Below are 14631 nucleotides of genomic sequence, written 5' to 3'. Positions count from 1 at the left end.
TTAACAGCTTTTATCCGCTTAAGACGGGCCTTTTCGGACACAGCCGAAAAGGACAACTTCAATCACTGTTCTCATGTATTTCTTGAATAGAAATCTAAGTACTTTGCCGTGCTCAAAAAAGGTTAAAAGAACAATTGAAACAAAGCAAAAAAAGAGTAGGCAGCTCTACTCTGAAAGTGTCTAACTATTGCGGTCACTGCCTCAAGTATATTCCAGAAAGAAATACAGCAAGAAAATGAGGATTTCGCCTCAACCTCCTGCTGTATTTTTTCTGCTCTTTACTGTACTTCGCTGCTATTTTCGGTATCTACTGTAAACGATTCGCCTTTTTCTTTTTGGATATGTCCTGTGCTGTAAGGCTGTCCATCAACAGTGAGATAGACTTCATTCATATAGTAGTATCCGCCTATTGTATTGACAATGCTTTGTAAAATTAACGTTTCATAGGCAGAACCCGCGTTCATTTCAGAAATCAATTCTTTAGAAAAGTCGACATATACCCTTCCATCCGTATTCAAATACAAACTCAAAATGGTCGTGTTGTCTGATAAGACGGATCCAACAGCGTCATTAGGTAATTCTTTATAAGCTGTTTCTATTTTCTTTTTCGTCACATCATTGGTTTTAAAAGCTAGTTCTTTGTCCACATAAGACAACGTCTCTCCGTCAGCATTAGGATAATAAAAACGAACGGTTTGAACCAGCGGTACATCTGTTTCAATTTTGCTTAAAGTGGAGGTCACGTTATAATCGTCTGATGTAAAGACGGTTTTTACTAACCCAATGTCTGGCGCATAATAATCAACTACTTTGTCTTCGCTTCCTTCAGTAGTCACCTCCACGGTCTCATACGTTCCCATTGGTGTATCGATAGAAACATTGATACCGGTGATTGTCCGTGTCCGTTCGCCCATCACTGGCCAAGTCGTCCCTTCTTTTAAAGGTGCTTTGAGTAAGATTTCCGTTCCTTCCTCTTCTCCTGGTTCTTGGTCTAGCCAATTTTCTCGTGGATAAGCTTCACCGCGTGATAGACGCGTCTTGATTTGGTCTTTTTCTAACTCAATGACCTTTACCTCTTCTGTTCCGCCATTGTTTTTTCTAATTTGTTTTCGATTGTCTTTAGCATAGTCAGTGTATTCATCATAACTAGCGTATTCATTTCCTTCCCCTGCATAAATGTAATGCTGGTTGTTTGTATCTGGAAAATAAGCAGCTAAATCTATGCTGTCTGGTTCTTCAGCTGTTGAACTAGAACTGGACGCAGCTTCTTGGCTTGAACTCGTTGCTGAATTTTCTTCAGAACTGGAACTTATCTTGCTTTCTTCAGACATCGAGGAGCTGTTTGAAGAATCAGTATTAGGTTCTTCCCGATTAAAGAAACGGCAAGAGGATAGAATAAGGGCTAAAAAGAATAAACTAAAAAGAAAACCTATTTTTTTCATCATGTATCCCTCTCTTTCTTCTTTATATAGTGTATTATACCATTTACAGAAAACGTTTTCCATTTCCCTGAAATGTGTCCTTAAAATAACTTCTTATGCTATTCTTGTTACTGCCTATTCCTTTCTTAGTAAAAAAACCAACTTAATGCTTCAATCACAAAAAATCCTGTGAAAAGGCTCATTAAGAAAAGAATACTCGCCACCGTTATTTTTTTCATCTTCTCCCTCATATTCTGTGTGCTCCTTTTAAGTTTGGTTCATCATTCGATTCGGTCCGCTGTTCTAAGCAGAATATATCCTAAAGCTAACAAGCCGTAGCCGATTCCAATCTTTTGATTAAACAGTCCAAGAATTGCTAAACTAAAAACAATTATTGATAAAACATGAAAAACTAAATACCCTTTATTCTTTTTCATCTATTTCCCTCCACAAAATGAACGCCTTTATTTTTACTGGTGCTTCCAACCAACGATAAAAAATAGACGCTTGTTTCTGACTTTGTCTCTGTTGTTTTCTTCATTGCTCACCTTGATTATCCGGTACTTTATTTAAAATAGTAAGAACGCAATGGTTTACATCCTAGCAACCAATGGTTTACATCGCGGGTTTAAAGCCATTCTCAGGAACAAAATAATAAAGAGGTAAAATAATGTTATTAGCGGATAGTAAAAAGGATCAGCTTTCGGTATGATAGAAAAAGATAAGATACAAGGGAGGAAATCAGATGGCATTAGCAGAACGATTAAAGGAAAGTAGAATCAATAAAGGGTTTACGCAAGGAGATGTTGCGGATTATTTGCAAATTTCTCGTCAGTCTATTTCTAAGTGGGAAAATGGAAACAGTTACCCTGATTTAGATAATTTAGTAAAATTAAGCAATTATTATGAAATATCGATCGATGAATTATTAAAAGAAAACCAAGATCTAAAAAACAGAATTGAAGAGAATGAACTTAAAATTGAAGATTCTTATCGCAAACTGGATTTTATACGAGGAACCTCAGAAAAAGATGAAGGTCTTATATTGCTGATCCTTTCTTTTATTAGTTTTTTGATTGCTCCTTTTGGACTGATCGTGGCGCCCTTTATTATAAAAAGGAACAAAAAAACAAACACACTGTATAAATTGCTTTATCTCTCGTGTGCTTGCTGTATTCTTTTTAATCTTTTTATTGGATACGGTATACTAAGCGATATTTTTGGATGGGGGACGACAACTGTCGAGTACCTTGGTTAATTTTAGTAACTAATCGAAATACTATTTGTTAGCAATTTTGCGCGTAAGTTTATGGATGTTGTGATCAACGAGACTTTTCTTTTCAAATAATAAGTCGCTTGTTTCGTATTGTCTACAGTTAATTTAGCGCTTGTAAAACTTCCTGTATAAGCCACAATAGAGGGAGAATAAGCTTTCGTGATTTTATTTCCGCTGATTGAGATCTGATATTCGGCTTTCCATTGACCCAGCGTAGCAGCGGAAATTTTATAATTTCCGTTTTTCACGGCTCTTAACATTGATGGAATTTCTTCCACTTCGATCACGATTTCTTCTCCTGCAGATGTGACAACAGTAAACGACTGTGTGCCTCCTTGTTCTAAATCATAGATGATCTTTTCCTGGTTTCCCGTTGGTTGTGCTGCTTCCGCTTGTACTTCTTGAGCCCCAAAAGAAATGAATGCAATTAGCCCTAAAATCAAAAGAATTTTTTTCATTCTCTATTCCTCCAAATTAAATTTTTAAACTCTGTCTTGCTTAAAAGTGGAATTATGTTCGTCTTTTTAGGTGCGGTAAAAAGTGTAACCCTCTATCTGAATGGCCTCGATGTATAAACCTATTTTGCGTGACTTAAAGCTTTAATTTTTTTGACTTAGGGCACGCAAACTCTTTTTTCGTGCCTTAAAGCTTTAAATTTCTTGACTTAGGGCACGCAAATCCCTTTCCTTTAAGCACCGAAGCACCGAAAAAAATATTCCCTCATGTATGGTTTCAGCGTTTTATTCTTAAGCCATCCTTTTGCGTTTTATTGACTATCAGGGGTTGTTCCCCTAGTTTCTGGAACATATTTTTCATAAAATTTTTGCTTCACATCAATAAAGCGCGTGAAATCATTTAACAATTGAAATAAGACTGCTCGATTTTCAAATTCTTCTCGGGTTTGCGGCAATGGACTGTTTCGAAAATCATTTAACAGTTCTTGTATATTTTGCATTAAAGCAGTCCCTGAGTTGCTTTCATGTAATTGCTCAGCGGTTAAATAGAATAAGCCAGCCAATATTTTATTTTGCTTAGTCGGCAAATGGCAAAACCGTAAATTAGTCGCCATTTGTTTTAGAATCGATGCCTGTACTTTTCGCATTTCAAAATAATGAATCTCATAGAACCTGGGATTTACTAATTGATTATCTAATTCTGTATAAGCAACTTGGATAGCTTCATCTAATGTCTCTTCTAATTCTTGGATCAACTGAAAATCTTCCGTTCCTGAAAAACCTTCTTTTAACGTTTGATCAAAATAAAGCAGTATTTTTTTGATTTTCTCATCCACTGCCTCACGCATTGCTTGAATTTGCGTTTCTTTTGAAGGCATATAGAGGTTGAACAAAATAGCTAAACTTGCTCCGATCATCATCAAGAGAAATTCGTTCCAGAGCCAATGAACAGATGTACTTTGTTCTAATAAAAGATGGCTCACCAAAACTGAGCAAGGAGCAATTCCCGCCTGTACATTTAATTTGTATGCAATCGGTACATAGACCAAGAGATACAATCCAAAAATCAACGTTGTAAAACCAAAAAGCTGAAATAATACAGCAGCAATTGCTAAAGCCACAACAGTGGAAACGATTCTTTGACCAGCTGTCTTTAAAGAAGACAACTTTGTATCTGAAATACTTAGAATCGCTATGATTCCTGCAGCTACTGTATAGTCTAAATGCAACATCTTTGCAAAAAATATGGCAATTGTTGTTGCGAACACAATTTTAATCGTTCTTAAACTAAGCGTCATAATGTGATCCTCACCTTCTGTCAATTCAAGAATAGCTTATTTTCCAAAAAAATTCTATGAAAAGACAGGTGTTTTTGGGTTCCTAGTTTTGTTTAAGCCGTTTTTGTATTATTATGGATACACTACCTATTCGAAACAACTTATTGACTTAGAGAGAAAGTGATGAAACTTATGTCTATTTTTGAAAATTATCGTCTGGGTATGCGGACGATTAAAACAGCCATCGCTGTTGCCATTTGTGTTCTGTTGTTTCATTTTACTGAGCGCGGAACTCCGATGATTGCTAGCTTATCAGCCATTTATGCCTTAAGAGAAAACTGGAAATCTAGTTTTACATTCGGCAAAACGAGAATTTTGGGAAATACGATTGGAGCTTTGACAGCTACCTTATTAGTCCTTATACAAAAGTATATGGGAGAATCATTTTTACTTGAACTGATTGGCGTTCCTATCGCCGTTATTTTGATCATTATTTTGTGTGATCGCGTCCAGAATAATTCCGGCATTATAGGGGCTACGGCTGCTTTTTTGATTATCTATTACACCATCCCTGTAGATAATGCGGTACAATACGCTATACAACGAGTCTTTGATATCTTTATTGGAACTTTTATTGCAGTTAGTGTCAATCTTCTTATTCCAGTTTTTCCTAAAAAATCCGCTAAATAACCTATTCCTGCCCATGTGACACTTTTTTCATGTATGATAGAAGTATCAGAGTTGATCCTAAACGATGAACGAATCAACTCAATGGAAGAAAGAGTGAAGAAAGTGTTTAAAAATTATAAAATTGGTATGCGCACAATCAAAACTGGCATTGCCGTAGCTCTTTGTATGCTGCTTTTTCATTATACGAATCGTGGAACACCTGCTTTAGCAGCTTTAGCAGCTGTTTTTTCTTTAAGAGAAAATTGGAGAACCAGTTTTTATTTTGGGAAAACACGAATTTTTGGAAATGCTGTTGGTGCATTGATTGCGACTCTTCTCGTTTTGATTCAGCAATTTACGGGCTACTCTTTTGTCATTGAACTATTCGGAGTAGCCATTGGTCAAATGCTCGTCATCATTATTTGTGACCGCTTGAACTATCATGAAGGCATTATCGGCGGAACAGCGACTTATATGATCACTTATTTTACGATACCTGCTGGGGCAACGCATCTTTATGCGCTTAATCGCGTGCTCGATACTGTCATTGGCAGTATGATCGCTATTTTAGTCAACATTGTTTTTTCATCTTATTTTATTCACCGTTTTTTTAAAGAACGTTCATAAGAAACAGCCATAGAGCTAAAGAGTCTATCAATTAAAAAAATACCGGTGGTTTATCAGTTCAGCTGATAATTCACCGGTATTTTGATTTAGGAACATCATTTATCCTGCTCCATGGATATTTCAGTATATCTTAAAAAGCTTTTACTTGAATCTGGTTGTACAATTTCTGGAAATTATCTCTATTAATATGACCTGTAACAGACTCTAATGCATTTAACATGCCTGTTGTCATTCCAGTTTTTATAGTATTTTCATCCGTTTCAAAATGGCTGACAGCGTATGCTAAACCCGCAATAGTAGCATCTCCTGATCCAACTGGATTAACTACATCGATTTTAGGCAAGGTGGCATGGTAAAACAATTCATTGTGTTTCACAACTGCTCCTTCTTCTCCTAATGTCACTACAATCCATTCTACTCCTTGAAATAGCGGATGGGTTAAGGCTTGTTTCAACTTTTCGGGCTGTTCAGAGTCCAAATCCGTCTTTAGTAAATCATTGATTTCGGTTAAATTCGGTTTTATTAATTTGGGCTTTTGTTCACCTCTCAAAGCTTCTTTTAGTGCTTTTCCAGAAGTATCCAGCAATGTATCAACGCCTTTTTCTTTGGCCGATAGAATAAGTTGGGCATAGAAATCATCTGGCAAACCTTTCGCTAGGCTGCCAGAAATAGTTATCAGTTCGGCATGTTCTAATAAGCATTGAAAGGTTGCAATAAAGCCCTCCATCTCTGATCTTGTAACGTTTGGGCCAGACTCTAGAATTTCTGTTTGCTTTCCATTATCATGCAACAAAGCAATAGAGTTTCTGGTTTCTTGTGAAATAGAGTAAAAATCATGAGTTATGCCAGCTGAGTCCAGCTGCTCCTTAATTTGGTTACCGAGGTGTCCTCCAACTACTCCAGTAGCATTAACAGAACCACCAAGTTCATGGATGACACGCGTAACATTGAGGCCTTTGCCTCCTGCTGTTTTCGAAACTTCAGAAACCCGGTTGATGTCGTCTAGCTTCAAACATTCAATGGGATAGGAAATATCTATAGAAGGGTTCATCGTAACCGTTAGTATCAAATTAGTCTCTCCTTTATTCAACAACTTCCACTTTATCGTGCCATGAAGATGCTGTCCGTTCGACTACTTCATTCAAACTTTCGATATTCTCTTTGCCTTCTGTTTGAAGCCATTTGTTTGCTGCGTCTTCTCCATCTGCTATAAAATAATGGACACCATTTTTCCAAGTTGCTCTCCCGCAAAGCACTCCATTAAAGGTAGAACCAGATTCATTTGCAAAAACAAGTGTCTCTTGGAACAATTTGGCTGAAACTCCTGCACTAAGAAAAATAAATGGCAGATGAGTCGCATCGCTTTGTTCTTTAAAGTAAGCAGCCGCTTCCGCTTTTGTATAGACTGTTTCTTGTCCAAAATCTTCAACGAAATTCATATTTACAGGTACTTCAACTTTTAATACATCTACTTTATACTGTGGTTTAGAAAATTCTTTCATCATCTCAATGACTTTATGCGGTTTCACTTTAGCAAATTCGCTTGAAGCATTGTCTTGAATGGCAGCATCATAAGACAGTAGTTCCAAATAGAAAGGAATATCTTCTCCCATGCATTCGCTTCCCAGGCGTTCTACAAAAACATGTTTTTGATGGTTGATTTCCGGATTATCATCAACATCGTAATAAAGCAAGAATTTGATGGCATCGGCTCCTTGATCTTTTAACTGCTTTACAGACCACTTTTCTAACAAATCAGGTAGGCGTCCGGGAACAGCAGCATCATAACCTGTTTTTTCATAAGCCAGTAACAAGCCAGCTTCAGCATGGCGAGCAGCAGCAGCGGCCAAACCATACTCAGGATCTAATAAGATAGAAGATGCATACGGTGTTAGTCCTTCTGACACTATTTTTTTAAATTCAATGATGCGTTCATCTCTCGGTTCTTGGTTTTCAGCTTGAATCATTTTTTTCAAAGCACCACGCTGATCAATCGCTAAAGCTTCGATATAACCTTCTTTTGTAGATAAACGGTCCATTGCTTCTTTTTTTGCTTTTGATAGTTTCAACATTTTTTTCATCCTTTAATTTTCGTTTTTGAATACAGATACTCCATTTAAATAGGTTTCAAGTAAATTCAACTGTGAGTCAATGACTAGAAAATCAGCATCGTGTCCAGCTTGCAAGCTACCACAACGGTCATCGATATGACAGCTTTTCGCTGGAACAATAGAAGCCATTCGAATAGCGTCGTCAACTGTCGCAATATCCCAATCGCAGACATTTTTAACGGCATCAAATAGTTCTAAAATACTTCCTGCTAAACTGCCACTTTCTTTCAAACGAGCAGCCCCATCTTTTACTTCAACCGGGAATTCACCCAATGTATAATTTCCATCTGGCATACCGCCGGCTCTCATACAATCTGTGATTAATGCGATGTGATCTGGCTTTTTACTGTTTATTAATATTTCTGCAGCAGCTGGATGGACATGGTGCCCATCACAAATCAGTTCAGCTATTGTTTCTTTTGTTGCCATAGCTGCACCAACCATTCCAGGTTCTCGGTGATTCAATCCGCTCATTCCATTGTAGGTATGAACAAAAATAGAAGCACCTGAAGAAACCACGTTTTTAGCTTGTGCATAAGTAGCCGAACTATGCCCAAGAGCCACAGCCACACCATCTTTAGAAAGTTGCTCAGTAAAATAAGCTGCGCCGTCTCTTTCAGGAGCAATTGCTATTTTTTTGATCAATCCACCTGAAAGTTCTTGCCAGTGGTAAAAAGTATCAAGGTTAGGATCACTAAAATATTTAGGATTTTGCGCGCCTTTGTGTTCTTCAGTAAAGAAAGGACCTTCAAAGAAAATACCTTGAATTTTAGCGCCGTTTACTTCTTGGTAATGTTCGCCGATCATTTGGCTGACTTGATTAAGTGTCTCAACATCTGAAGATAATGTGGTCGGAAGAAAAGAAGTTACACCACAACTCAATAAGCCTTCAGACATAGTATTGAGTCCCTCAAAGTCATTGTCCATTACATCGTGTCCCTTGAATCCATGAACATGAGTGTCCACTAGACCAGGAGCAATCCATTTTCCAGCATAATCAAGTATTTTGGCAGTTTTGTTAGGTATGGTTTTAAAATAAGCACCGAACTTTCCATCAACTACAGATAGGTAACCTTCTCGCTCCATTCCTCCTGGCAGGAAAAAACGACTTGCATGAATATAATAATTTTCCAATTCTCTCATCCCTTTTCTTTTTTACCCTGCGTTATTCGTATGGATGAATCGTTACTCCTTTTACAACACGGTTTACCGTCCCAGAGGCAGAAGGCGTATCTGGAGTATTTCCAACTTTAATAGAAGACAATAACGATACTGTCTGTGCTGCCATAATAAACGGTAACGCAAGATAACCTTCGGGCAATAAAGCGTGGTTCTGGTCAAAGCTGAACACTTCACCCTCAAAGCCTTCTTCTATTGATTGAGTAATCGCAACGGTTTGGCTTGCTATTTGATCGTGGTGTATTTCTTTTAAAATATCTAAATCGTATTGACGAGTATAAGCATCATTGTTTACAAAGACAAAAACTACTGTCTTTTCATCAACAAACGACTTAGGTCCATGTCTAAAGCCCATTGAAGAATCAAACATGGTCGAGACTTTTCCGGCAGTTAGTTCCAACACTTTCAATTGTGCTTCGCGTGTTAAACCTGCTAAACTGCCTGATCCTAAATAAACGATTCGGTTAAAATCAGCTGCCAAAACAGCTGAAAGCTTTTCTTCTTGTTCAACAACTTCTTTTCCCATTTTTATCGCCGTTGCTACAAATTGTTCTTTTTCTGCTGTAGCCGTTTGGTCAAAAACCAATAAAGAAGTCAATGTCATAGAAGTAAAACTGCCGGTCATAGCGAACCCTTGATCATTTGAACGATCTGGCATCAATAACAAAAGATTTTCTTCATCTTGAGCAGCAGCTTTGGCTAAAGAACCTTCTGCAGCACACGTAATAGTGATATGACGGATGTTTTTAACGACTGTATTCGCAACATCAACGGTTGCAATACTTTCTGGACTGTTTCCACTTCGTGCGAATGACACTAGGATCGTCCAATCGTCCTCATGCAAGTAGTCTCTCGGAGAAGAAACAATGTCTGTCGTTGCGATACTTTCAAATAAGAAAGAGCTTGAATCGCCCACTTGGTTTAAATAAGGCACGATTGTATCGCCTACATAAGCTGATGTTCCTGCTCCGGTAAACACGACACGAATTTTCCCTGTTGCTTCTTCTTTTATCTTCTCTAGAAAGGTTTGGATTTTTTCTTCCTGCTTTTGATAACTTTCCCAAGCTTCAGACCAAAGTTCAGGTTGTTGCTCAATTTCTTTTGTTGTGATAGACGCTCCCATATTTTTCAGTTCATTTTTCGTTTTCGTAAATAATTGCATGTAAATTCGACTCCATTTCCATTCTATTCGTCTTCTTCATCAAAATTATCAACGGTTAATAGATCATTCACTTTCACAATACTCTCTCGTGACTCGGTCACAAGAGTTTGGGTATTTCCGACCAATGATGCATTAACAAAACTAATAATCATGGGCATATTCATTCCCGCATATAGATCGAAGTTAGATCCATTCATGATTTTTTTAGCAGCAATATTGCAAGGCGTTCCACCCATTAAATCGGCGAATACTGTGTAGTCGCCATCTAAAGATTGAGTAACGGCTTCAAATTTTTCGGAAAATTCTTTTTCACCTTCATTTGGCAATAAAGAGACCGTGTAAATATTTTCTTGTGGTCCTAAAATCATTTCTGCGCTATTTTTTAATTCTTTACAGAAGTCTCCGTGACTTACCAGTACCAAATTGTTCATTCTCTTCATTCCTTTACTTGTTTCTTATTTTGCAATTACACCTAATGCTGACAAAGCAACAGATACAACTAATACGATAAAGATTGCTTTAGTAGAAGTAATGTTCTTTTTACCCAGCAACCAATAAACAGCTCCAACAATTGCTGCTGGTAAGAGACGAGGCATAATCATATCTACGTTATTTTGGACATCGATCACTAAGTCGCCAATGGCAGGTGTCCAAGATAAATGGACGTTGATCATGGTTGCTACCAGTGCACCAACCATGAATACTCCTAATAGGGTAGCTGCGTCTGTGATAGCAGTTAGTCGGCTTTGCATCGTTGTGACCAGAGAAACTCCTTCTTTATGTGCAATTTCAAGTTGTTTCCACCGGAAAAACATCACACCGAAGTTGACCAGCATCCAAAGCAAAGCTCCAATCGGGTTCCCGCTTACGGCCATGTTGGCAGCTAATGCACCAAAAATCGTCGGCAATAAAGCGCCGAAAATCGAGTCTCCAATTGCAGCAAAAGGACCCATTAAACCAACTTTGATCCCAGCTACTGTTTCTCGTGCATCCACACCTTCTTCTTCTTCAATCGCCATATCGATCCCTGTAATGATCGTGTTTAAAAAGTTACTCGTATTAAAAAATTGTGAATGTGTTTTCATCATTGCTTTTAGTTCTGGTGTGCCATCACCGTAAATTTTTCTTAGCTGAGGCAAAATAGTATATAAATAGCCAGACCCTTGCATCCGTTCATAGTTCCAACCTAGTTGAAAACCAAACAAGCTTCTTCTGTTAATTTGGTTAAAGTCTTTTTTGGTTAATTTATAATTAGATTTCGTCATCGTCTATTTCTCCTTCCTCTGATGTTGAGCCATTAAATTGTTGAACTTTTGGTGCTTCTGAAGTGCGTTTATATTCTCTAAAGGCAAGAGCAAACCCTATTAAAGCAATAGCCAACATCGGCATACCTGTAAAGTTATTCGCAAAATCATCTACTACACCAGCTACAGATCCGCCAAGTAGTTGGATATTTCCAAATACTGTTGTAAACAATGCAGTAATAACAAAACCTAAAATCAAGTAAGGCATGTGTTTTTTCACCGGCAAATATCTTAGTAAAATCGCAAACCCAACAGCAGGCAGAACAGCTCCGGCTACTGATAATCCATCCCCTAGCCATTGCAATTGGTTATTCAACACGTCAACGATAGAATTGACAAAACTTCCGCCAAAACTTAAAGCTAATAATACCGGGATAGCTCTAGATAATGACCAAGAAAGAGCACCCATCAAATAATTCCGTTCGATCCCTTTGTAGTCCATTTCCTCAATTTTTGCATCAATACGATGTGCAAAAAATGTATTGGCAAACCGACCTAAAATATCCATTTGAATCATTAAACCAGCCACTGGAACAGCAATCGCTGCTATTGCTTGTTCAGGATTCATACCGATTCCTACTGAAAAAGCTGTAGCTAATACAGTACCAGAGTTGGCATCGATTCTTGAAGAACCGCCGAACGTTCCAACACCTAAAATAGTTAATTGCATACTTCCACCAATAATAAGACCAGTTGTAACATCTCCCATGATCAATCCTGCTATTAAACCAGCAAATACTGGTTGAGCAAGACCTGTGTAAACCTGTAGTTCATCTAAAATTTGATACCCTGCGTAAAGCGTTAACAATAAAATTTGCCACCATGCAACTGCCATTATTTTTTCCTCCTCTATTTTTTAAATATGTTCTTTTAATAAAGACATAAAGTTTTCTGCACGATCACTTGGTACCATTTGCGATACCAATTTCACGCCTTTTTCATCTAGTTTCTTGAAGGTTTCAATGTCTTCGCCGATAACATTGATAGATCTTGTAATAGACTTTGATTCATCCGTTTGCGACATATTTCCAACATTGATTTCTTTAATTGGTACGCCTAGTTCAACCAATTTCAATAAGCGATCTGGTTTTTTCGCAATGATCAACAGCCGTTGTGAGTCATATTTTCCAGCTAGAATATTAGCAGCTGCTTTTTCTATTGGTAAAATACTTAGTTTCACTCCCGCTGGTGTTGCTAACTTCAATCCACTCTTTTCAATTGCATTATTGGCAACACTATCGTCTACAACCATGATGCGGCTGATATCTAACTTTGTAGTCCATAAATTTGCTACTTGTCCATGTATTAATCTTCCATCTATTCTTACAGCAGTGATACTCATCTTAATCTTCCTCCTAATTTTTAAAGTTTTTTAAATTTGGGTTCTTTTTCTAAGCTTATTGTTTCAGACCAAATACCTTCTGTCTCAAAAACAACGATTTCATTTTCTCCTTTTTGCAAAAGAGATTTTGGAATATATAATGACAATGTCGGCCCTACATTCCAATAGCGTCCAATATTAAATCCATTAATCAGAACGATTCCTTTTCCAAACGACTCCATATTCACAAATGTATCTTCTGGTTCATCAATAGTAGCAATGTATTTATAAAATGAAGGAGTGTTTTCTTTCCAATTTTTGCTGTAATCTATTGCTAAAGGTTTAGAGAATTCCAAACAATACTGTTCCCAATTCAAAATAAAGTGTAAATCAGACATAATTCCTGTTCTAATCCCTTTTTGTTGCGTATTCGCTAAAAGTTTATGACCATAATTTACTCGACCCATATTTTCTACTAAAACGTCCAACTGATTGAGATTTTTGCTTGTTACAATATTAATTTTTTCTCCAATTTCTTCTTGGTATTGAGTAGCTTGTTTTTCTTCATTAAAAAAGAATTGAATGCGGTCACTGCCGTCTATTACACGGTAAAACTCTTCATAGCTGTCTCTTTTTACACGGCTTCTATAAAGTGTGTAACCGTATTGTTGGCCTAATTCTTCCATTGTTTTAGGGTACTTAGATTGCTGTTTTTCAGTAATTTCATCAATAACAGAGAATAAGCTGACCTTTTCGTTCAATGGAATAGCTTTGAGTTCCATGCTGCTTTTCACTAAAGGCTCTTGCTGTTCAATACCTGGAAATAGTTCCTGCATCATTTTTTGCAAAGCATAATATTTCTTCGTTGGATTTCCTTGTTCATCTAATGGTGCATCATAATCATATGACGTTACTTGCGGAAGGTCTTTTTGTCCCCTTGCAGAACAACCATTCATCAGTCCAAAGTTGGTACCGCCATGGAACATGTATAGATTAATGCTTCCAATTTCTAATGCTTCTTTTACATCGTGAGCCAAATCTTGTTCATCTCTTTTTATAATTGGATCATTCCACCGATTAAACCAGCCATCCCAAAACTCCATACACATCAACGGCCACTTTTTCCCTTTTGACTCATGGAAATCTTTTAAATCTTTAAAATTCTCTTTTGAACGAGAACCAAAATTTCCTGTTGTTAAAATATCTGCTTCTGTCAATGTTCCTGCTTCTTGTGTAGCTCTCCAAGCCCCATCTGATGTAAATATAGGAACAGTTACTCCTAACTTAAGCATCAGGTCATGTAACAGATGCAAATACTCTTTGTCCTCACCATAAGAACCGTATTCATTTTCTACTTGCATCATAATAACAGGACCGCCATGATCCAGTTGCAGTGGAGTAATTACTTCAAAAAGTTTTTCATAATAACGTGACACTTTTTCTATAAAAGCAGGATCTGATGAACGAATTCTCATATCCTTATAAGGCAGCAGCCAACCTGGCAATCCGCCAAATTCCCACTCCGCACATATATAAGGAGAAGGACGAAGAATAACTAACAAATCCAGCTCTGCTGCAGTTTCGACAAATCGTTTTATATCATAACGACTTGAAAAATCATACTCGCCTTCTTTGGGTTCATGCACATTCCATGGAATATATGTTTCTACTGTATTAAAACCAAGCGCTTTCAAATTATACAATGAATGGTACCAATCTTCCGGTAAAACTCTAAAGTAATGTATAGCTCCTGACATGATCTTAAAAGGTTTCCCGTCTAACAAAAAATCTTCTTGTACTTCAAATCTCTTCATTATTTGCACCTCTCT

The 14631-nt window shown here is 37.3% G+C and carries 16 protein-coding genes; 3 read left to right on the top strand and 13 right to left on the bottom strand.

Annotation, left to right across the window (positions count from 1 at the left end):
- Positions 1 to 278 precede the first annotated feature (278 nt).
- Together BR87_RS11725 and BR87_RS13090 are read right to left on the bottom strand one after the other, a co-directional pair.
- The gene (locus BR87_RS11725; protein WP_035033257.1) at positions 279 to 1442 is read right to left on the bottom strand and encodes a GerMN domain-containing protein; all 1164 of its coding nucleotides are present in this window, start codon (positions 1440 to 1442) and stop codon (positions 279 to 281) included.
- A gap of 260 nt (positions 1443 to 1702) precedes the next feature.
- A complete protein-coding gene (locus BR87_RS13090) occupies positions 1703 to 1858 on the bottom strand; it encodes a hypothetical protein (protein ID WP_156959119.1) in 156 nt (51 codons plus the stop codon).
- Between the two features lie 308 nt (positions 1859 to 2166).
- Between BR87_RS13090 and BR87_RS11720 the strand changes: the two genes are divergently transcribed.
- Positions 2167 to 2679: a helix-turn-helix domain-containing protein gene (locus BR87_RS11720; RefSeq protein ID WP_035032473.1), complete on the top strand. Its 513-nt coding sequence runs from the start codon at positions 2167 to 2169 to the stop codon at positions 2677 to 2679.
- Positions 2680 to 2681: 2 nt separating this feature from the next.
- Here BR87_RS11720 and BR87_RS11715 read toward each other — a convergent pair whose 3' ends face one another.
- Both BR87_RS11715 and BR87_RS11710 read right to left on the bottom strand, forming a co-directional pair.
- A complete protein-coding gene (locus tag BR87_RS11715) occupies positions 2682 to 3155 on the bottom strand; it encodes a DUF5626 family protein (protein ID WP_035032470.1) in 474 nt (157 codons plus the stop codon).
- Between the two features lie 308 nt (positions 3156 to 3463).
- Entirely contained in the window at positions 3464 to 4450 is a 987-nt protein-coding gene (locus BR87_RS11710) for an aromatic acid exporter family protein (RefSeq protein WP_035032467.1), read from the bottom strand.
- 162 nt (positions 4451 to 4612) lie between these two features.
- Here BR87_RS11710 and BR87_RS11705 point away from each other — a divergent pair, with 162 nt between their 5' ends.
- A complete protein-coding gene (locus tag BR87_RS11705; protein WP_244877060.1) occupies positions 4613 to 5119 on the top strand; it encodes an FUSC family protein in 507 nt (168 codons plus the stop codon).
- Between the two features lie 51 nt (positions 5120 to 5170).
- Positions 5171 to 5725 carry an FUSC family protein gene (locus tag BR87_RS11700; protein WP_244877059.1) on the top strand — a complete coding sequence of 185 codons (555 nt, stop codon included), beginning with the start codon at positions 5171 to 5173 and terminating at the stop codon, positions 5723 to 5725.
- Positions 5726 to 5855: 130 nt separating this feature from the next.
- Here BR87_RS11700 and lacC read toward each other — a convergent pair whose 3' ends face one another.
- Genes lacC through BR87_RS11655 form a run of 9 tightly spaced genes read right to left on the bottom strand, consistent with a single transcriptional unit; the run spans position 5856 to position 14616 of the window.
- A complete protein-coding gene (gene lacC, locus BR87_RS11695) occupies positions 5856 to 6794 on the bottom strand; it encodes a tagatose-6-phosphate kinase (protein WP_035032464.1) in 939 nt (312 codons plus the stop codon).
- A gap of 13 nt (positions 6795 to 6807) precedes the next feature.
- Positions 6808 to 7797: a tagatose-bisphosphate aldolase gene (lacD, locus tag BR87_RS11690; protein ID WP_035032461.1), complete on the bottom strand. Its 990-nt coding sequence runs from the start codon at positions 7795 to 7797 to the stop codon at positions 6808 to 6810.
- A gap of 12 nt (positions 7798 to 7809) precedes the next feature.
- Positions 7810 to 8979 (bottom strand): N-acetylglucosamine-6-phosphate deacetylase, encoded by a 1170-nt coding sequence (gene nagA, locus BR87_RS11685; protein ID WP_035032458.1) that lies wholly within the window; start codon positions 8977 to 8979, stop codon positions 7810 to 7812.
- A 22-nt stretch (positions 8980 to 9001) separates the two neighbouring features.
- A complete protein-coding gene (locus BR87_RS11680; protein WP_035032455.1) occupies positions 9002 to 10177 on the bottom strand; it encodes an SIS domain-containing protein in 1176 nt (391 codons plus the stop codon).
- A gap of 23 nt (positions 10178 to 10200) precedes the next feature.
- Positions 10201 to 10608 (bottom strand): PTS sugar transporter subunit IIA, encoded by a 408-nt coding sequence (locus tag BR87_RS11675; RefSeq protein ID WP_035032452.1) that lies wholly within the window; start codon positions 10606 to 10608, stop codon positions 10201 to 10203.
- Positions 10609 to 10632: 24 nt separating this feature from the next.
- Positions 10633 to 11442 carry a PTS system mannose/fructose/sorbose family transporter subunit IID gene (locus BR87_RS11670; protein ID WP_035032450.1) on the bottom strand — a complete coding sequence of 270 codons (810 nt, stop codon included), beginning with the start codon at positions 11440 to 11442 and terminating at the stop codon, positions 10633 to 10635.
- Positions 11429 to 12316 (bottom strand): PTS mannose/fructose/sorbose/N-acetylgalactosamine transporter subunit IIC, encoded by an 888-nt coding sequence (locus tag BR87_RS11665; protein ID WP_035032448.1) that lies wholly within the window; start codon positions 12314 to 12316, stop codon positions 11429 to 11431. The genes BR87_RS11670 and BR87_RS11665 overlap by 14 nt, the downstream gene beginning before the upstream one ends.
- A 21-nt stretch (positions 12317 to 12337) precedes the next feature.
- Complete coding sequence (locus BR87_RS11660) at positions 12338 to 12823, bottom strand: PTS sugar transporter subunit IIB (RefSeq protein WP_035032446.1); 486 nt, start codon at positions 12821 to 12823, stop codon at positions 12338 to 12340.
- A 20-nt stretch (positions 12824 to 12843) separates the two neighbouring features.
- Complete coding sequence (locus tag BR87_RS11655) at positions 12844 to 14616, bottom strand: glycoside hydrolase family 35 protein (protein ID WP_035032444.1); 1773 nt, start codon at positions 14614 to 14616, stop codon at positions 12844 to 12846.
- Positions 14617 to 14631: the final 15 nt, after the last annotated feature.

Origin of the sequence: Carnobacterium mobile DSM 4848, assembly GCF_000744825.1 — a bacterium.
GTDB lineage: Bacteria > Bacillota > Bacilli > Lactobacillales > Carnobacteriaceae > Carnobacterium_A > Carnobacterium_A mobile.
The sequence above is the reverse complement of the archived record's forward strand: the minus strand, read 5'-3'. Positions and strand labels throughout refer to the sequence as shown.